17 protein-coding genes are annotated in these 18,581 nt (G+C 74.0%); 6 read left to right on the top strand and 11 right to left on the bottom strand.

Annotated features, from left to right (window positions below):
* Nucleotides 1–11: 11 nt before the first annotated feature.
* A complete protein-coding gene (locus ACWGKU_RS35155; RefSeq protein WP_452179993.1) occupies nucleotides 12–1,199 on the bottom strand; it encodes an agmatine deiminase family protein in 1,188 nt (395 codons plus the stop codon).
* 142 nt (nucleotides 1,200–1,341) lie between these two features.
* Between ACWGKU_RS35155 and ACWGKU_RS35150 the strand changes: the two genes are divergently transcribed.
* Nucleotides 1,342–1,995 (top strand): TetR/AcrR family transcriptional regulator, encoded by a 654-nt coding sequence (locus tag ACWGKU_RS35150; RefSeq protein WP_452179994.1) that lies wholly within the window; start codon nucleotides 1,342–1,344, stop codon nucleotides 1,993–1,995.
* A 123-nt stretch (nucleotides 1,996–2,118) separates the two neighbouring features.
* Here ACWGKU_RS35150 and ACWGKU_RS35145 read toward each other — a convergent pair whose 3' ends face one another.
* The 9 genes from ACWGKU_RS35145 to ACWGKU_RS35105 all read right to left on the bottom strand — a co-directional run bounded on the left by ACWGKU_RS35145 (nucleotide 2,119) and on the right by ACWGKU_RS35105 (nucleotide 11,399).
* Nucleotides 2,119–3,300 carry an agmatine deiminase family protein gene (locus ACWGKU_RS35145; protein ID WP_452179995.1) on the bottom strand — a complete coding sequence of 394 codons (1,182 nt, stop codon included), beginning with the start codon at nucleotides 3,298–3,300 and terminating at the stop codon, nucleotides 2,119–2,121.
* 100 nt (nucleotides 3,301–3,400) lie between these two features.
* Complete coding sequence (locus tag ACWGKU_RS35140; RefSeq protein ID WP_452180005.1) at nucleotides 3,401–3,607, bottom strand: DUF4436 family protein; 207 nt, start codon at nucleotides 3,605–3,607, stop codon at nucleotides 3,401–3,403.
* A gap of 85 nt (nucleotides 3,608–3,692) precedes the next feature.
* Entirely contained in the window at nucleotides 3,693–4,490 is a 798-nt protein-coding gene (locus tag ACWGKU_RS35135; RefSeq protein ID WP_452179996.1) for an ABC transporter ATP-binding protein, read from the bottom strand.
* Nucleotides 4,483–5,463, bottom strand: a complete 981-nt coding sequence (locus ACWGKU_RS35130; protein WP_401049805.1) for an ABC transporter ATP-binding protein — start codon at nucleotides 5,461–5,463, stop codon at nucleotides 4,483–4,485. Before ACWGKU_RS35130 ends, ACWGKU_RS35135 begins: the two co-directional genes overlap by 8 nt.
* Nucleotides 5,460–6,314 (bottom strand): ABC transporter permease, encoded by an 855-nt coding sequence (locus ACWGKU_RS35125; protein ID WP_380550792.1) that lies wholly within the window; start codon nucleotides 6,312–6,314, stop codon nucleotides 5,460–5,462. The genes ACWGKU_RS35130 and ACWGKU_RS35125 overlap by 4 nt, the downstream gene beginning before the upstream one ends.
* Nucleotides 6,311–7,270, bottom strand: coding sequence for an ABC transporter permease (locus ACWGKU_RS35120; protein WP_452179997.1), 960 nt, complete (start codon nucleotides 7,268–7,270; stop codon nucleotides 6,311–6,313). The genes ACWGKU_RS35125 and ACWGKU_RS35120 overlap by 4 nt, the downstream gene beginning before the upstream one ends.
* Complete coding sequence (locus ACWGKU_RS35115; RefSeq protein ID WP_452179998.1) at nucleotides 7,267–8,913, bottom strand: ABC transporter substrate-binding protein; 1,647 nt, start codon at nucleotides 8,911–8,913, stop codon at nucleotides 7,267–7,269. The genes ACWGKU_RS35120 and ACWGKU_RS35115 overlap by 4 nt, the downstream gene beginning before the upstream one ends.
* A 28-nt stretch (nucleotides 8,914–8,941) precedes the next feature.
* Complete coding sequence (locus ACWGKU_RS35110) at nucleotides 8,942–10,051, bottom strand: agmatine deiminase family protein (protein WP_452179999.1); 1,110 nt, start codon at nucleotides 10,049–10,051, stop codon at nucleotides 8,942–8,944.
* Between the two features lie 136 nt (nucleotides 10,052–10,187).
* Entirely contained in the window at nucleotides 10,188–11,399 is a 1,212-nt protein-coding gene (locus ACWGKU_RS35105) for an agmatine deiminase family protein (RefSeq protein ID WP_401049813.1), read from the bottom strand.
* Nucleotides 11,400–11,556: 157 nt separating this feature from the next.
* Between ACWGKU_RS35105 and ACWGKU_RS35100 the strand changes: the two genes are divergently transcribed.
* A complete protein-coding gene (locus ACWGKU_RS35100; RefSeq protein WP_401056647.1) occupies nucleotides 11,557–12,210 on the top strand; it encodes a TetR/AcrR family transcriptional regulator in 654 nt (217 codons plus the stop codon).
* 134 nt (nucleotides 12,211–12,344) lie between these two features.
* Nucleotides 12,345–14,174 (top strand): protein kinase domain-containing protein, encoded by a 1,830-nt coding sequence (locus tag ACWGKU_RS35095; RefSeq protein WP_452180000.1) that lies wholly within the window; start codon nucleotides 12,345–12,347, stop codon nucleotides 14,172–14,174.
* A 77-nt stretch (nucleotides 14,175–14,251) separates the two neighbouring features.
* Here the strand turns inward: ACWGKU_RS35095 and tatA are convergent, their stop codons facing one another.
* Nucleotides 14,252–14,578, bottom strand: a complete 327-nt coding sequence (gene tatA, locus ACWGKU_RS35090) for a Sec-independent protein translocase subunit TatA (protein WP_452180001.1) — start codon at nucleotides 14,576–14,578, stop codon at nucleotides 14,252–14,254.
* A gap of 258 nt (nucleotides 14,579–14,836) precedes the next feature.
* Here tatA and ACWGKU_RS35085 point away from each other — a divergent pair, with 258 nt between their 5' ends.
* The 3 genes from ACWGKU_RS35085 to ACWGKU_RS35075 are packed head-to-tail and all read left to right on the top strand — an operon-like array spanning nucleotide 14,837 to nucleotide 18,543.
* Nucleotides 14,837–16,045, top strand: a complete 1,209-nt coding sequence (locus ACWGKU_RS35085; RefSeq protein WP_452180002.1) for an agmatine deiminase family protein — start codon at nucleotides 14,837–14,839, stop codon at nucleotides 16,043–16,045.
* Between the two features lie 54 nt (nucleotides 16,046–16,099).
* Nucleotides 16,100–16,837 carry an urease subunit gamma gene (gene ureA / locus ACWGKU_RS35080; RefSeq protein WP_452180003.1) on the top strand — a complete coding sequence of 246 codons (738 nt, stop codon included), beginning with the start codon at nucleotides 16,100–16,102 and terminating at the stop codon, nucleotides 16,835–16,837.
* Nucleotides 16,834–18,543 (top strand): urease subunit alpha, encoded by a 1,710-nt coding sequence (locus ACWGKU_RS35075; protein WP_452180004.1) that lies wholly within the window; start codon nucleotides 16,834–16,836, stop codon nucleotides 18,541–18,543. Before ureA ends, ACWGKU_RS35075 begins: the two co-directional genes overlap by 4 nt.
* Nucleotides 18,544–18,581 lie beyond the last annotated feature (38 nt).

Below are 18,581 nucleotides of genomic sequence, written 5' to 3'. Positions count from 1 at the left end.
GCCCCACCGCCTCACGCCGCGGGCTGCTGCTGGGTGACGCAGTGGATCCCGCCGCCGCCCGCGCCCAGGATGTCGATGTTCAGCTGTTCGACGGTGCGGCCGGGGAACATCCGGGCGAGGGCGGCCCGGGCGGCACCGTCGGCCTTGGTGTCGCCGAACTGCGCCGCGATCACCGCGTTGTTGCACAGGTAGTAGTTGGCGTAGGAGCCGACGAAGTTGGGGTCGGTCGAGCGGATCAGGTTGTAGTCGGGCCCCTGGATCTGGCTGACCCCGAACGGAGTTCCCTGGGCGCTGGTGGAGGTGGTCAGGATCCGGTACTGCTGCCGTGCGTCGTTCGACCAGGCGTCGGTGTCGCTCGCCAGCGGCATCTGGACCGCGGCCGTCCCCGCGCCGAGGAAGCGGGAGGTGGCGTCCACGTGGTCGTCGGTGATGTCCTGGCCGGCGACACCGTTGAACCAGATCACCTTGGTGGCGCCGTAGGCGGCGCACATCGCGCTCTCGACCGCGGCCTGGGACATGCCGGGGTTGCGGTTGGCGTTGAGGATGCTGCTCCGGGTGGCCATCAGCGTCCCGGCCGCGTCGGTCTCGATGGCGCCGCCCTCGCCGACCAGCCCGGCGGCGGTGAACGGCAGGCCGAGGTAGGCGGCGACGCCCCGGGCGACCAGGGCGTCGTTGCCGTGCGGGTTCTGGTGGTTGCCCCAGCCGTTGAAGTTGAGGCCGATCGTGTCCAGGCCGCCCGCGCCGTCGGTGCGGAAGACCGGGCCGGTGTCGCGCATCCAGCAGTCGTCGACCGGGACGTCCCCGATGACGGTGACGGTCGAGCCGCACATCGACCGTGCCTTGGCCACACCGGCCGGGTTGGCGCACATGGTGACCGGCTCGTACTTCGCGATGGTTCTGGCGATGAGGGCGATGTTCGACTGGACACCGCCGAGCTTGTTGCGCCAGATGGTGCTGCTGTCCGGCCAGGCCATCCAGGTGCGGGTGTGCCGGACGGTGTCCAGCGGCACCCGGAAGCCCGCGGCGAGGCCGGCGTCGGCGGCGGCACCCGCGGCGGTGCGGCGGTGCGCCGCCTGGGCCGGCCCACCGGTCGCGGCGGTCAGCGCGGTGCCGGCGACGACGATCCCGGCGGCCGTCAGGAACCGGCGGCGGTCGAGCCCCTCCGCGGCCGTCGTCCCGGTTCTGGAGCGGTCGTCCATCACTGCCTCCATGTCAACGTCCGCTGCTTGTGCAGCAGTTGACCGAAAAGGTAAAACTGGCCAAGCGCTCGGTCAATACTTTGCGCAGCCATCGTTCCCGATGCGCCCCGGCGGCACTCCCCCGGTCGTTACAGTGACGGCCATGGCGACACAGGCGACAGGCACGGCCGCACGAACGGCCTCCGCGGCGGGCGGCCCCGGCCGGACCCGCGCTTCCGCCAAGGGCGAGCAGACCCGGGCCCGGCTGATCGCGGCGGCCCGCACCCTGCTCGCGGGCGACGGCGCCGGGCGGTTCACCACCCGCAACGTGGCCGCGCTGTGCGGGGTCTCGCACGGGATGTGCCACTACCACTTCGCGGACCGCACCGACCTGATCGTCGCGGTCGTGGCGGACATCCGGCCCGAGTGGATCACGCCGCTGGAGGAGGCGGTCGCCGGCCCCGGCGGCTACGCCGAGCGCTCCGAGCGGGTCCTGACGCTGCTCACCCGGCCCGAGAGCCCCGACCTGGCCCGACTGCACGCCGCCCTGCACTGGCTCGCCCTCAACGACGAACGCGTCCGCGCGAGCCTGGAGGCCGAGTACGCGCGCTGGCGGGCCTCCTTCGTGGGCCTGTTCCGCTGCCTGCTGGAGGAACGCGGCGACGGCGGCGACCCGGTCCCGCTCGGGGAGGCCTTCGCCGCCGCCGTGGACGGGCTCGCCGCCATCGGGTCGCTGGACGGGACGGTGGACGCCGAGCGGGTGCTGCGGACCCTGCTGGAATCGCTGTCGTCCGCCCCCCGGCCGTCCGCCGCCTGACGGTCCGCGGAGGGACCGTACGCCGCCCGGACCCGCGTCACCCGACCGTCCGCAGCCCGACCGTCCGGAGCCCGATCCGCGCCGCCCGCCCCCGCGCCGCCCGCCCCTCCGGAGCCCGACCGGTCACGGGGTGGAGCCGGGCGCCACGGGCTGCTGCTGGGTGGCGCAGTGGATGCCCCCGCCGCCCGAGGCGATGTGGTTGATGCCGACCTGGGTGACCTTGCGGCCCGGGTGGAGGTCGCCGAGGACGCCGGCCGCCCGGTCGTCGGTGGCCTGGTCCCCGAAGCGCGGGACGATGACGCCGCCGTTGCAGACGTAGTAGTTGATGTACGTGGCCAGGAAGTCCTTGCCCGCGCCCGGGATCCGGGCGGTGTCGGGCTCGGGGAGGTCGACCACCTTGAGCGTGCGGCCCTGGGCGTCCGTCTCCGTCTGCAGCACCTGCAGCGCCTGCGCGGAGGCGGTGGTCCAGACGTCCGGCGGGGCGTCGGCGGCGGGACGGTGCAGGACCACGGTGCCCGGCTCGGCGAAGCGGGCGAGGGCGTCGACGTGGCAGTCGGTGATGTCCTGCCCGGCGACGCCCTGGAACCAGATCACCTTCTCGACGCCGAGCAGGTCCTTGAGGCTCGCCTCGATCTGGTCGCGGGACTTGCCGGGGTTGCGGTTGCCGTTGACCCAGGAGCTCTCGGTGGCCATCAGCGTCCCCTCGCCGTCCACCTCGATGCCGCCGCCCTCGCCGGTGATCGGCGCCTGGATGCGGGTGATGCGGTAGTGGTCGAGGAGGTAGCGGGCGACCAGGCTGTCATTGGCGTGGGTCTGCTTGTCGCCCCAGCCGTTGAAGTTGAAGTCGACCCCGGCCAGCCCCTGCGGGCCGGTGACGAAGGTCGGGCCGGTGTCCCGGGCCCACAGGTCGTCGACCTTCAGTTCGAGCACCTCGACCGAGGATCCGACGGCCTGCCGGGCCTGGGCCGCCTGGTCGGGGCGGGCCAGCAGGACGACCGGTTCGAAGCCGGCGATCGCCTGGGCCAGCCCCGCGATGTCCTGCCGGACCCCGGGCAGCTGGTCGCCCCACACCTCCTCCAGCGCCGGCCAGGCCATGAAGGTGCGGGTGTGCGGGCCGGACTCGGCCGGCATGGCCCACCCCCCGGCCGCCGGGCTCGTGGACGGGGCCGCGCCCGAAGCCGTACCGCTCCTGTCGGACTGCTCCTCCGATCCGCCGTCGGAGGAGCAGCCACCGGCCAGGGCCAGCGCGGCGAGCGCGGCCCCGGACCGCAGGAGTGAGCGGCGGGACGGCCGGGGGTGAGCCATGGGGCCTCGTTCGGGTTGGTGTCGGGGTTCGGCTCCGCACGCTACTGACCGGAAGGTCAGATTCCGGCGCGGCACGCACCCGCCGTTCGGGGGAATCCGCTCACGGCCCCTCGGCGGCCGCCTCCCGCTCGCGGCGCAGCCGGTGCTCGGTGCGGATGCCGGACCAGGCGGTGCAGGCCAGGCCGGCGGCGATGACGCCCTCGGCCCGGAAGAACGCCACGTAGTCGATCAGTGATCCGCTCGGCGGCGACCCGGGGGCCGGACCTGCACGGTCGTCCTTCCTGCGGCGGTGGCGCCGGGCCGGCAGGTTCGCTGCCGCCCGGCGTCGCCCGCCGGTGTTGCTCGGTCACCCCGGCCCGGCGGGTCCCACCACCTGCCGGGCCGGGGCCGTCCTACAAGGCGCGGCGCGCGGCGGCGATCCGGTCGGGATCCCAGCCGGGCCGGGGGACGGACTCCAGCAGCAGCCGGGTGTAGGCGTGCTGCGGGGAGTCCAGGACGTGGGCGGTGGGGCCGGATTCGACGATCCGTCCGTGGCGCATGACGACGACCTCGTCGGTCACGCAGCGGACGACGCCGAGGTCGTGGGTGATGAACAGGTAGCCGATGCCGGTCTGTTCGCGGATGTCGGCGAGCAGGTTCAGCACCTGCGCCTGCACGGACACGTCCAGGGCGGCGACCGCCTCGTCCAGCACCAGGACGGCCGGCTGGACGGCCAGCGCCCGGGCGATGGCGACGCGTTGGCGCTGGCCGCCGGAGAGCTGCCGGGGCAGCGCGTCGGCCGCCCGGGTGCCGAGGCCGACCTGGTCGAGGAGCTCCCGGATCCGGGCCTCGTGGTCGGTGCCGGGGAAGTGCAGCCGCAGGGTCTCGCGGAGCACGGCCTCGACGCTGGTGCGCGGGTCCAGGGAGAGGTACGGGTCCTGGAAGACCATCTGGACCTCGCGGGCGCGGGCCAGCCGCTCGGCCCTCCCCCGCACCCGGCCGCCGCGAGCCCGGCCCCGGACGGCGACCCGCCCCTCGTCGGCCTGTTCGAGGCCGACGACGATCCGGGCGGTGGTGGTCTTGCCGGAGCCCGACTCGCCCACGATGCCGAGCGATCCGCCGGCGGCGAGGGTGAAGGAGACGTCGTCCACCGCCCGTACGGTGCCGAAGGTCCGGCACAGTCCGGTGACCTCCAGTACGGCCTCAGGCATCGGCGCGGCTCCCTTCGAGCGGGTGGTGGCAGGCGACCGGGTGCGCCACCGGGGTCTCCTCGCGGCACCGGGAGGTCGCGTACCGGCACCGCGCGGCGAACGCGCATCCGGTCAACTCCTGGCGCAGGTCCGGCGGTTGGCCGTCGATCGCGGCGAGGCGGCGACGGTCGGACTCCAGCCCCGGGGTGGAGGCCAGCAGCGCGGCGGTGTAGGGGTGGCGGGGCCTCTCGAAGAGCGTTCCGGCGGGGCCCGTCTCGGCGATCCGCCCGGCGTACATGACGTAGACGCGGTCGCTGATGGCGGCGGCGAGGCCGAGGTCGTGGGTGACGAACAGCAGGCCCGTGCCGAAGCGTCGGCGCAGCTCCCCGAGGAGCGCGATGACCTCGGCCTGGCTGGTGACGTCGAGCGCGGTGGTGGGCTCGTCGGCGAGCAGCAGGACCGGGTCGCCCATCAGCGCGGCGGCGATCATGACGCGTTGGAGCATGCCGCCGGACAGCTGCCCGGGGTGGCGGTGCAGCAGTTCCGGGCCGAGGCCGACGGCGTCGAGCAGTTCGGCGGCGCGCCGGTCGGCGTCCTCCCGGCCCATGGCGCCGGTGAGGCGGACGCTCTCGGTGAGGAAGTCGCCGACGCGGCGCAGCGGGTTGATGGCCGCCCGGGGGTCCTGGAAGATCATGGCGGCCCGGCCGGTGCGCAGGGCGCGCAGCCGGTCGGGGCCCATGGTCAGGACGTCCTCCCCGTCGACCAGGACGCTGCCCTCGGCGGTGGCGCCGGGCGGCAGCAGGCCGAGGGCGCTGCGGGAGGTGAGGCTCTTGCCGGAGCCGGACTCGCCGACCAGGGCGACGGTCTCCCCCGGGCCCACGGTGAGGTCGACGCCGTCGAGGACGGGTCGGGCGGTGCCGGGCAGGCGGAGCCGCAGGCCCCGGACGTCGAGGGCGTTCACGCGCTGCTCCGGTTCGTGACTGCTGCGGTTCATGGGGTCCTCCGGGCGACGCGGTCGGCCCAGCGCTCGCCGACGACGTTGAAGGCGACGACGGTGAGCACGATGAGGACGCACGGCAGGATCGCGGAGAGCGGGTAGCCGTGCTGGATCGCGGTCTGGCCGTCGAAGACCATCCGCCCCCAGTCGGGGGTGAGCGCGGGGACGCCGAGCCCGAGGAAGGAGAGGCCCGCGAGGTCCATCAGGGCGTAGCCGAAGTTGATCGTGGACTGGGCGAGGACGATCGGGGCGATGTTGGGCAGGACGTGCCGCAGGCAGATCTGCAGGGTGGAGTGGCCCTGCACCTGGTAGGCGCAGACGTAGGGGCGGGACCGTTCGGCGAGGACGAGCGAGCGGGTGAGCCGGGAGACGTACGGCAGGTAGGCGACCGCCAGGGCGACGACGGGGGCGAGCAGGCCCTCCCCGTACACCGAGACGATCAGGATGGCGAGCAGCATACCGGGGAAGGCGAAGACGAGTTCGGTGCTGCGGGAGAGGACGGAGTCGAGCCAGCCGCCCCGCCAGCCCGCGGCCAGGCCGACGGCCACGCCCGCGACGGTGGAGAAGGCGACCACGCCGAGCGGGCCGAGCAGGGAGGTGCGGGCTCCGAGCAGGAGCCGGGAGAGGGTGTCGCGGCCGGCGGTGTCGACGCCGAGCAGGTGGTCGGGCGAGGGGCCGGCCAGGGCGTTGCCGAGGTCGACGGCGTTGGGGTCGTCCGGTGCGATCCAGGGGGCGAGCAGGGCGGCGAGCACCACCAGGGCGACGATGCCCAGGCAGGCCAGGTGGAGCGGGGCGCGGGCGGCCTTGAGGCGGCCGAGACCGGGCCGGCGGGCGAGGGCGACACTCATGCGTCGGACCTCCTCGTGCCGAGGGCGACCCGGGGGTCGACCAGCGGGTGGAGCAGGTCGACGACCAGGTTCACGGTCATGAACAGGGCGACGACGAGCAGGGAGATGGCCTGGACGGTCGGGAAGTCCTTGGTGGTGGTGGACAGTTCGAGGAGCTGTCCGATGCCGCCGACGCTGAAGGCCGACTCCACCAGGATCATGCAGACCAGCAGGGTGGACACGATCAGGCCGCCGGTGGTCAGCACGGTGCCCAGCGAGTTGCGGAACACGTGGCGGCGGATCACCTCGCGTTCGGGCACGCCCCGGCTGCGGGCGACGGTGACGTGCTCGCCCTCCAGGGCGTCCAGCATCGCCGAACGGGTGACCCGGGCGAGCATCCCGATCAGGTACAGCGCGAGGGCGACCGCGGGCAGGGTGAGATGCCACAGCAGGTCGGCGAGGCCGTCGCCGGTGCCGCTGGTGGGGAACCAGCCCAGCTTGACCGCGAACAGGCCCTGCAGCAGGACGGCCGCGACGAAGGAGGGGGTGCCGACGGCGAGCGTGGTGGAGAGCAGGATCGCCGAGTCGGTCACGCCGCCGCGCACCGCGCCGGTCCAGCCGAGCGCCAGGCCGATGACGACGACCACCAGCAGGGCCATGGCCACCAGTGTCAGGGTCGCCGGCAGTCGGTCGGCGAGCAGCGTGGAGACGTCGGTGCGGTAGGTGATGGAGCGCCCGAAGTCCCCCTGCAGCACCTGGCCGAGCCAGCGGAAGTACCGGACCAGGAACGGGTCGTCGAGGTGGTACTGGTCGTTGATCGCCTGCAGGGCGGCCGGCGAGGCCGACCGGCCCGACAGGAGGAAACTCGCCGGGTTGCCCGGCGCCAGGTACATCGCGCCGAAGACCACGAAGGAGGCGCCGAGCAGGGTCGCGGCCATCTCCGCCAGTCGCCGGGCGGCGAATCTCAGGAAGTTCACCGGGCGGCCCCCACGTCGGCGGCCCACGGGTAGTACATGTACGCGATGGTGGTGGGGGCGCCGGTGATGCGCTTGTTGAGGAAGACGGCGGTCGGCCACTCGGCGACCGGGATCCAGAGCAGCTGCTGGGAGGCGGTCTGCTGGAGCTTCGCCTCGATCGCGCCGCGCCCGGCCGGGTCGTACTCGGCGGTGGCCTGGTCGACGAGGTCGTCGTAGGCCTTGTCGCTGTACCCGGCGAAGTTCTGGTAGGCGCCGGTCCGGAAGTTGACGAGCAGGTCGAGCGGGTCGGTGATGGAGTCGTAGTACGTCTCCGGGAACAGGTCGATGCCCTCGCGCGCCTTGGGGTCGGTGAACAGCGCGGTGAAGGCGTTCGGGGCGATCGTCCTCAGCTGCACGTCCAGCCCGATCCTCGCCCCGGCGGCCTGGACGGCGGTGGCGAGCAGGGAGACGTCCTGGCCGATGGTGCTGGTGGCCATGACGATCGTCCGGCCGCTCGCGCCGGCCTCCTTGACCAGGGCCTTGGCCTTGTCGATGTCCTGCGCCGTGGGGGTGAGGCCGTCGAAGGCCGTCCTGCGGACGTCGTCGGGGGCCGCGCCCCAGGCCGCCCTGGTGGTGAGGGAGCCGGTGACGGTGCCGGCGCCGGAGAGGCCGGCCTTGACGAAGCCGGAGCGGTCGAGGGCCAGCGACAGGGCCTGGCGGACGCGCAGGTCGCCGAGCGGACCGTGCATGCTGGTGACGTTGACGTTGACGGTGCTCAGGCCCTCGCCGAAGTAGAGCGTGCCCGGGCCGTCCTTCCTCAACCGGTCGTAGCTCTCGGTGGGGATCAGGTAGCCGCCGTCGACGTCCCCGGTGAGCATCGCGTTGGTGCGGGCGGACGCGTCGGTGAGGAAGCTGAAGACGACCTTCCCGGCCTTGGCCCTCGTGCCCCAGTAGCCGTCGAAGCGCTGGAGTTCGATCGACTGGCCCTTGGCCCAACCGCCCAGCTTGAAGGGGCCGGTGCAGTCGAGGCCGCCGCTGGTGCCGTAGTCCTTGCCGGCCGCCTCCACCCCGGCCTTGGCGGCGACCACGCCGGCGGCCGTCGCCATGTACTGGGGGAACTGGGAGTCGGGCTGCTTGAGCTTGACGGTGACCTGGAGCGGGCCGGTCGCGGTGACGGAGTCGACGTTCTGGAACACCTGCGCCCAGGCGGAGGCGTTGTCCGGGTTGGTCTGCCGGCCGAGGCTGTACACGACGTCGTCGGCGGTCATCACCGTGCCGTCGTGGAAGTGCACGCCGGCCCGCAGGTCGTAGACCCAGGTGGTCGGGTCGGGGCTGGACGCCTTCTCGGCCAGGCCGGGGGCCAGGGTGAGCTGGGGCGTCCAGCGCATCAGGCTCTCGCAGACGTTGGCGAGCACGGTGTTCTGCGGGTAGTCGAAGGCCTGGACGTAGTCCAGGGTGGGCGGTTCGGCGTAGGTGGCCCAGGTGAAGGAGTCGAGCTCGCCCTTGGCCGGCGGGGTGTCGGCGGAGAGCTGTACGGCCGACCCGCCGGCGCCGCGGGGCGGGCCGGAGCAGGCGGCGACCAGGGCCGCGGCCGAGAGCAGGGCGGTGGCGAGGACGAGTCGCCGCCGGGCCGCGGTGCGTCTCGCGGGCGCGGTGGGAGTCATGAGGGTTTTCTCCGTTCGCTGGCGAGGGTCAGGCGCGAGCAGCCGCGGACGGCGTGGCGGTGGTCTGCGTGGCATCGGCCCGCGTGGCGGTGGTCTGCGTGGCGGCCGGGATCTGCTGGGTGATGCAGTGGACGCCGCCGCCGCCGTAGGCGATCACCCGGGCGCGCACGCCGACGACCTTGCGGTCCGGGTAGGCGGCGGCCAGCACGGCCAGCGCCGCCGCGTCCTCGGGGTGGTCGGCGACCGGCACCACGACGCCGCCGTTGGCGAGGTAGAAGTTCAGGTAGCCGACCTCCACCTCCCGGCCGTCGACCTCGACGAAGGCGGCCTGCGGCAGGTCGACGATCTCGAAGGGCCGGCCCTGGGCGTCCGTGGAGTGCTCCAGCACGGCGCGGTTGGCCCGCATCCGCACGTAGTCCGGGTGGCCGGGATCGGCCGGGAGCTGCACCACGACCCTGCCGGGGGCGACGAAGGCGCAGACGCCGTCGACGTGCCCGTCGGTCTCGGTGTCCAGCGCCCCGCCGTAGGGCAGCCAGACGATCGTGGTGACGCCGAGCCGGGCCTTCAGCTCGGCCTCGATCTCCTGCCGGGTCATCTCCGGGTTGCGGTTGGGGTGGAGCAGGCACTGCTCGGTGGTGATCAGCGTGCCCTCGCCGTCGACGGTGATCGCACCGCCTTCGAGGATCATCCCGGAGCGGATCGCCGGGGTGCCGAGGTGCTCCAGCAGCAGGCCGCTGATCCGGTCGTCGGCGTCCCAGGGGCTGTGCTTGCGGCCCCAGGCGTTGAAGCGGAAGTCCACGCCGGCCCGGCTGCCGTCGCCGTCGAGGACGAAGATCGGCGCGGAGTCGCGGAACCACGAGTCGTCGGTGGGGAGTTCGACGACGGTGATGCCGGTGCCCGTGCCCGTGCCGGTGCCGGTGCCGGTGCCGGTGCCCGCGCCGCAGTGGGCGCGCGCCTCGTCGCCGTGGCCCGGCGGGGCCACCATGGTGACCGGTTCGAACTCCGCGATGGCGCGGGCGACCGCCGCGTACTCGCGCTTCACCTCGGCCAGGGTGTCGCCCCACAGGTCCGGGCGGACGGGCCAGGCCATCAGGCAGCCCTCGTGCTCGGTCCACTCCGCGGGCATTCGGTACGTCACGGGAAACCTCTTCTGGTCGGTCCCCGGCCGGCCCGGCGCGTTCGGGGCGCGGGCCGGTCGAGGGGGAGGGTGGTGGGAGCGGAAGGATCCCCGGCGGCTCGCCTCCGTGGGGTACCGGACGGGCCGCCAGGGGGTCTCAGAGCGCCGGCGGAACGGCCGGCTGGGACTGGGTGGCGCAGTGGATGCCGCCACCGCCGGAGGCGATGGTGTCGATGTTCAGCTGGACGACGTCACGGCCGGGGAACTCGGCCCGCAGGATCGCGCAGGCCCGGGCGTCGGCGTCGGCGTCGCCGAACTGGGGGACGAACACGGCGCCGTTGGCGACGTAGAAGTTGGTGTAGCTGGACAGGAAGTCCTTGCCGCGGCCGCGGATCCGGGCGCGGTTCGGGCCGGGGAGTTCCACGACGGTCAGTGGGCGGCCCTGGGCGTCGGTCGCGGTCCGCAGGACCTGCTCGGCCTGCTCGTAGACGTCGATCCAGATCCGGTCGGTGCCGGGGCCGGGTCGGTCGAGGAGCACCCGGCCGGGCGCGGTGAAGCGCGCCAGGCAGTCGATGTGGTAGTCCGTGATGTCCTGGCCCGCCAGACCGGCCAGCCAGATCACCTTGTCCATCCCGAGCGACGCCTTCAGGGCCTGTTCGACCTGGTCCTGGGACATTCCGGGGTTGCGGTTGGGGTTCACCAGCGAGCTGACGGTGGCCAGCAGGGTGCCCTGGCCGTCCGTCTCCAGGGCGCCGCCCTCGCCGACGAAGGGGGCCCGGACGCGGTCGACGCCGTACTCGGCGAGGAGGGCGGCCGCGACCGCGGCGTCCTCGGTGCAGCGCTGGTAGTAGGGGGTGCCGGTCTTGCCCCAGCCGTTGAAGTTGGTGTCGACGCCGGCGACGGTGCCCGGTGCGACCACGAAGGTCGGGCCGAAGTCGCGGATCCACAGGTCGTCGTTGGAGATCTCGACCACGGTGATCGCGTGGTAGGCGCCGGGGCCGCAGTAGTAGCGCGCGTCGGCGGCCTGGCCGGGGCGGGCGACCACGACGACGGGCTCGTAGCGGGAGATCTCGTACGCGACGCGGGCGATGTCGTCGCGGACCGCCGAGAGCTGGGTCCGCCAGATCGAGGACAGGGCCGGCCAGGCCATGAAGGTGCGGTCGTGCCGGTCGCTCTCGGCGGGCATCCGCAGCCGCGTGGTGCTGCCCGCCGCGGCCGGGGCGACGGCGTCCGCCGCGGCGGGGGCACCTGGCGGGCCGGCGGTCGCGGCCCGGGCGGTGGCCGGAAGGGCCGTCCCCAGGGCGATCAGGGGTACGGCGGCGGCGCCGAGCCGGAGCAGGCCGCGTCGTGAGGGTGTGGGGGTGTGCATGGCGCTCCCTGGATGACGTGGGAGGTGGGGGGTTGCCCCGCATCCTCTACCGTACTGAAAATTCAGTCAAGCTTTTGATGCAGGACTCCTCGAAAACCCTGAAACGATCATCAGGCAACTGGCCCGACCAGCCGAGGAGCACATAGAGTGGGCGCCCATGTCGGACCGTCGGACAGAAATACTCAAGGCCGCCACCAGGGTCATCGCCCGGCGCGGCGTACGCGGACTGCGGGTGGGCGAGCTGGCGAGCGAAGCCGGGGTGTCCACCTCGTTGATCTACTACCACTTCACCGACCGGGCCGGCCTGCTGCGCCGGACGCTCGACTTCATCAGCGACCGCGCCGACCACTACACCGCCGAACCGGACCCGGTGCCCCGGACCGAGGACCCCCGCGCCGACCTGGAACAGGTGCTGCTCCTGGAGCTCCAGGACACCGTCGAAGTACGGGAGAACAGCACCGCCTGGGGCGAGTTGAGAGCCACCGCGGTCTTCGACCCGGAGCTTCGCGAGGACCTCGCGCGAACCACCCACACCTGGGTTCACGACGTCGCCGAACTGCTCGCCCGGGCCGATCCGGGCGGCACCGCGCCGGCGCACGCGGCGGCCGCCGAACGGCTGACCGCACTCGTCGAGGGCCTGAGCGTGCGCTGGCTCAGCGGCTCGCTGCCGGTCGAGCACGCCCGCCGCCTGCTGCGCGGGGCGATCGAGGCGGAGCTGGGAGACCCCCGGCGAGGCGCCGGGGGCGGCGGGGACTCCGGAGGCAGCGGGGGCCCCGGACGAGCCGGCGGCGACGGATTCGGCCAATCCTGACGGAACCTCTAAACTCTGCGAGGCCGTGCCCGCCGCACGCCGCTTCCGCGGCCGTCGGGCCCCCGCGCACCCGAGTCCCCGACCGCCGACGTCCCGCCCGCCGACGCCACCGCCCGCCGAGAGAGGCAGCCCGCATGTCCGCTGACCGATCCCCTTTCGCCCTCCAGCCGGTCTTCCAGGAGCTGACCCCGGACGACCCGCGCGAGGTCGGCGGCTACCGGCTGTACGCGCGGCTCGGGGCCGGCGGCATGGGCCGGGTCTACCTCTCCTACACCCCCGGCGGGCGGCCGGTCGCACTCAAGGTGGTGCGGCCCGAACTGGCCGAGGATCCGGAGTTCCGCGCCCGGTTCGCCCAGGAGGTGGCCAGCGCCAGACGCATCCACGGACTGTTCACCGCCCAGCTCGTGGACGCCGGCGTGGAGGCCGCCCCGCCGTGGCTGGCCACCACGTACGTGCCGGGCCCGTCCCTGCAACAGGTGGTACGGCGCTTCGGCCCGCTCCCCGAACGGACGGTCCTGCTGCTGATCGCCGGCATCGCCGAGGCGCTGCAGGCGATCCACGCCACCGGGGTGGTGCACCGCGACCTCAAACCGGGCAACGTGCTGATCGCCCCGGACGGCCCCCGGGTGATCGACTTCGGCATCGCCCGGGCCGCCGACGCCGCCGCGCTCACCGGCACCGGGCTGCGCATCGGCTCGCCCGCCTACATGGCGCCCGAACAGGCGATGGGCCGGCCCGCGACCCCGGCCACCGACGTGTACGCCCTCGGCGCCCTCGCCGTCCACGTCGCCGGCGGCAACCCGCCCTTCGGCGACGGGCCGGACCCGTCGACGCTCTACCGGACCGTCCACGAGGAGCCGGACCTCACCCCGGTCCCGGCGGGCCTGCGCGAGCTGCTGCTGCACTGCCTCGCCAAGCGGCCCGAGGACCGGCCGACCACCGCCGAGGTGATCGCCGCCGCCCGGAGCCACCCGGCGGTCGGCGGGCACCTCAGGTTCGGCGACGACTGGCTGCCGCACCATCTGACCAACCAGATGACCCGGCACGCCGAGCTGCCGCAGGTACCGGCCGAGGCCGAGCGGGGTGATGCCGGCGAGCAGGGCGGTTTCGGTGATCCGGGCGGTTCCGGTGATCCGGGCGACCGGACGGACGGACCGGGCTGGGCCTCGGCCCGTACGGTCCTCGCCCCGGTGGCCGTCCCGACCCCCACCGTCGTCGCGTCCGGACCGGTGCCGGAGCCCGCCGCGGCCTCCGGGCCGGTGCCGGCGTCCTCGGCGTCCGGCTCCGTCCCGGCGCCCTCGGCCGAGGGCGGCCCGGCGAGGCGCGCCCGGGCCGGAGGAGGCCGCAGACGGGCCCTCGGACGAACGGCGCTGACCGCCGCCGTGGCCCTGACCGTCGGCGCCGCGGCGGCGGTGTTCCTGCTCGACGACCCGGACCAGGTGGAGGCCGCCACCGAGGAGGCCCCGGTGTCCGGCACCGCCGCACCGGTCACCCCGGCCCCGCCCGGCCCGTCGGCCCCCACCGGATCCCCGTCCCCCACCCGGTCGGCCCCGACCGCGCCGACCGCTTCCGCGCCGCCGCCCGTCACCGACTACGCCACCGTCTACCGCGGGGTCGAGCTGACCTCGGCGGACTCCTCCTACGAGTTCGACCTCGCCACCGGGACCGTCGTCCCGGTGGACAGCGCGATCTGGTACGTCGGCCGCGGCGACGGCGAGTTCCTCGTCCCGGAGGCCGCCGGCACCTTCATCGGCCGGGACGCCGGCCTGGGCGTCGCCGACTGCCTCAAGGGGCTCGGCTCGCGGCCGGCCGGGCGGGTGCCGTTCGGCGCCGTCGGACCGCGCGGCGCGTTCTGCGTCCGGTCCGCGGACGGCCGGGACCTCGCCGTGGTCCGGGTGCTGTCGACCGCCGGCGCGGACGGGCCGGTCAGGGTGTCCCTGGACCAGTACCGCCGCAACGGCTGAGAGCCGCCGCCCCCGCACCGACTGGTGGGGAACGGCGGCTCTCGGACGTCCCTGGCGACGCGCGGCCGACGGGACGGTCAGGGGTGCCGGTGCCGGGCCGGCTCGGCCGGACCACTGCCGGCCAGACCACTGCCGGCCGGACCGCCGCCGGAGGGGGCCGTGCCTGACCGGCCGATGCCTGACGGGGTCCCGCCGGATGGGGTCCCGCCGGACTGACCGTCGCCCGCCGGGGCGCCGCCGGGCGGGGCCGCCTCCTCCCGCAGGGCCGCCGTCTCGGACTTCAGGATCCGCATCGACTTCCCCAGTCCGCGCGCCATGTCGGGCAGCTTCTTGGAGCCGAACAGCAGCACCAGCACGGCCACCGTCACCAGCACGTGCCAGGGTTCCAGACCATTGCGCAGCATCGCCGCCTCACCCGGCCTTTCATCGTCGTGACCGGGCCGTCCGTTCGGCGGCCCGGTCGTCTCGGGGTGGTTTGGGTGACTTCACCGTAAAGCTTGACTGATTTTTCAGTCAATGCGAGAGTTCAGTCTCGGTGATGCCGGACGACCCCGTCCACCGGGACGACCTCGTCCACCGCCCAACCGGCGCCGCGCGACCGCTCCCCGGAGCCCGTCCCTCCCGCCGAACCGGAACCACCCCCAGCCCCACCGGAGTCCAGCGTGTCCCAGCCCTCCCTCGCCCGCCGCACGGTACTGCGCTCGCTCGCCGGCGCCGGCGCGATCGCCCTCGGTGCGACCGCCTGCGCCGCCTCCGGCGACGACCCGGCCGACTCCGCGGCCCCGACGGCCTCCGGCACCCCCGGCCAGGCGTCGACGCAAGCGCCCGCACAGCCCTCCGCGTCCACCCCCGCCCCGGCTCCGGCCCGCGGACGCCGGCTCGGCGGCGAGTGGGAAAAGCACGAGCGGACCTTCATGGCCTGGCCCGCCTCCGAGAACGTCTGGGGCGAGCAGCTCGGGGCCGTCCGCCGGGACATCGCCTCGGTGGCCAGGGCCATCGGCGAGCGCGAACCGGTGGTCCTGCTCGTCCGCCCCGGCCAGGAGGCCTCGGCCCGCAACGCCTGCGGCTCGGACGTCGAGCTGCTCTCCGTCCCCGTGGACGACCTGTGGGCCCGCGACACCGTCCCGGTCTTCGTGGAGGAGGGCGGAAAGGTCCAGGGCGTGGACTTCAACTTCAGCGGCTGGGGCGGCAAGCAGGAGCACACCAACGACGGCCGGATCGCCCGCACCGTCCTGGAGACGTACGGGATCGAGCGGATCGAGACCCCGGTCACCGCCGAGGGCGGCTCCTTCGAGACCGACGGCGAGGGCACCCTGCTGGTCACCGAGAGCTCCGTGGTCAACGAGAACCGCAACCCGGGCCGCACCCGCGACGAGATCGAGGCGGAACTCAAACGGGTGCTGGGCCTCACCAAGGTGATCTGGCTCGCGGGCGTCAAGGGCAAGGACATCACCGACGCCCACGTCGACTGCCTCGCCCGCTACGCCGCCCCCGGGGTCGTCCTGCTGGACCGGGCCTTCCCCGGCACCCCGCCGGACGTCTGGTCCCGCTCCGCCGACCAGGCCCGCGCCGTCCTCGCCGAGGCCACCGACGCCGCCGGCCGGAAGCTCAAGGTGATCGAGATCGGCCAGCCCGACCCGGACAGGATCACCGGCCGGGGCGACGCCTTCGTCTCCTCGTACATGAACTTCTACATCGGCAACAAGGGCGTCTACCTGCCGAAGTTCGGTGACGCCAAGGCGGACGGCCACGCCCAGGAGGTCTTCAAGGACCAGTTCCCGGGCCGCGAGATCGTCCCCCTGCCGATCGACACCATCGCCGGCGGCGGGGGCGGCATCCACTGCGCCACCCACGACCAGCCCGCCGGCTGACCCCGTCCCGCACCCGTCCCCCGCCGTCCCGCACCGAGAGAGAAGGGAACCCCTGTGCAGCTGACCCCCACCGAACGCGACCGGCTGCTGATCTTCACGGCCGCCGAACTCGCCCGCGCCCGCCGCGCCCGCGGCCTGCGGCTCAACGTCCCCGAGGCCGTGGCGCTCATCTCGGACACCGTCTGCGAGGCCGCCCGCGACGGCCTCCGGCTGGCCGAGGCCGTCCAGCGGGGACGCTCCGTCCTCGCCGCCGCCGATGTGCTGCCCGGCGTCCCCGACCTGGTCACCGAGATCCAGGTCGAGGCCGTCTTCGAGGACGGCACCCGGCTCGCCGTCATCGCCGACCCGTTCGGCGGCGGCACCCTCGGCACGGCCGCGCCGGGCGCCGTCCTCCACCACGGCGACGGCCGCACCGCGCCCGGACCGGAGGCCGTGCACACCCTTACCGTGCGCAACACCGCGGACGTGCCGATCTCGGTCACCTCGCACTTCCACTTCTTCGAGGTCAACCCGCGGCTCGCCTTCGACCGCGCCGCCGCCTACGGCACCCACCTCGCGGTGCCGGCCGGCTCCTCGGTGCGCTTCGACCCCGGCGCCACCGTCGAGGTCGACCTGGTGCCGATCGGCGGCGAGCGCGTCGCGATCGGTTTCGCGGGGCTCGTGGACGGCCCGCTGGACTCGCCGCGGGCACGGCAGGAGGCCCTGCGCCGGGCGGCCGAGCAGGGCTACCTCGGAGCGGCCGAGCAGGGCTACCTCGGAGCAGTCGACGACGGGCAGGAGAACCAGCCGTGAGCAGCAGCATCGAAGCGTCCGAGTACACCGCCGTGCACGGCCCGCGCGCCGGGGACCGGGTCCGGCTCGGCGACAGCGGTCTGGTCGTCCGGGTCGAATCCGACTCCCAGCGGCCGGGTGACGAGTTCCTCGTCGGCTTCGGCAAGACCGCCCGCGACGGCCTGCACCTCAAGGCCGCCGCCGTCCGGGACACCTGCGACCTCGTCATCAGCAACGTGCTGGTGATCGACGCGATCCAGGGCATCCGCAAGACCTCGATCGGCATCCGGGAGGGCCGGATCGCCTCCATCGGGCGGGCCGGCAACCCGGACACCCTGGACGGCGTGGACGTGGTCGTCGGCACCGGGACGGCCATCGTCTCCGGCGAGGGCCTGATCGCCACCGCCGGCGCCGTCGACACCCATGTCCACCTGATGTCCCCGCGGATCATGGAGGCCTCGCTGGCCTCCGGCGTCACCACCATCATCGGCCAGGAGTTCGGCCCCGCCTGGGGCGTCGGCGTCAACTCGCCCTGGGCGCTGCGCCACGCCTTCAACTCCTTCGACGCCTGGCCCGTCAACATCGGTTTCCTGGGCCGCGGTTCGTCCTCCCACCCCGCCCCACTCGTCGAAGCCCTCGCCGAGGGCGGGGCCTGCGGCTTCAAGGTGCACGAGGACATGGGCGCGCACACCCGCGCCCTGGACACCGCACTGTCCGTCGCCGAGGCCCATGACGTCCAAGTGGCCCTGCACACCGACGGGTTGAACGAGTGCCTCTCGGTCGAGGACACCCTGAGCGTCCTCGACGGGCGGACCGTCCACGCCTTCCACATCGAGGGCTGCGGCGGCGGACACGTCCCCAACGTGCTGAAGATGGCCGGCGTGCCGAACGTCATCGGCTCCTCCACCAACCCCACCCTGCCCTTCGGGCGGGACGCGGTGGCCGAGCACTACGGCATGATCGTCTCCGTCCACGGGCTCAAGACCGACCTGCCCGGCGACGCCGCGATGGCCCGCGACCGCATCCGGGCCGGCACCATGGGCGCCGAGGACGTCCTGCACGACCTCGGGGCCATCGGCATCACCTCCTCCGACGCCCAGGGCATGGGCCGGGCCGGCGAGACGGTGCGCCGCACCTTCGCCGTGGCTGGGAAGATGAAGGCCGAGCGCGGCCCGCTGGAGGGCGACGGCCCGGACGACGACAACGAGCGCGTGCTGCGCTACATCGCCAAGCTCACCGTCAACCCGGCCATCGCCCACGGCCTCGCGCACGAGGTCGGCTCGATCGAGATCGGCAGGCTCGCCGACATCGTGCTGTGGCAGCCGGCCTCCTTCGGAGCCAAGCCGCAGCTGGTCCTCAAGGCGGGCTTTCCCGCCTACGGCGTCACCGGCGACCCCAACGCCGCCACCGAGACCTGTCAACCGCTCGTTCTGGGGCCCCTGTTCGGCGCTCACGGCGCCACTCCGGCCGACCTCTCCGTCGCCTTCACCAGCCGCGCCGCCGCCGAGTCCGGCACCCGGGACCGCCCCTACGACACCATGACCACCCGGCGCCGTCGCGTCGCCGTCCGCCACACCCGCGGGATCGGCCCGCGCGACATGGTCCGCAACACCCGCCTCGGCGAGGTCCTCGTCGACTCGCGCGAGGGTCTCGTCACCCTCGACGGCACGCCGCTGCGGTCCTCCCCCGCCGAGGAAGTCCCGCTGAACCGGCTCTACTTCCTCTGAGTCGCCCGCACAGCGCCGCCCCGGGCACCCTCGTGCCC

The organism is Kitasatospora sp. NPDC054768 (assembly GCF_053612025.1).
Note: the sequence above shows the minus strand (reverse complement) of the source record. Positions and strands in the feature narration are given on the sequence as shown.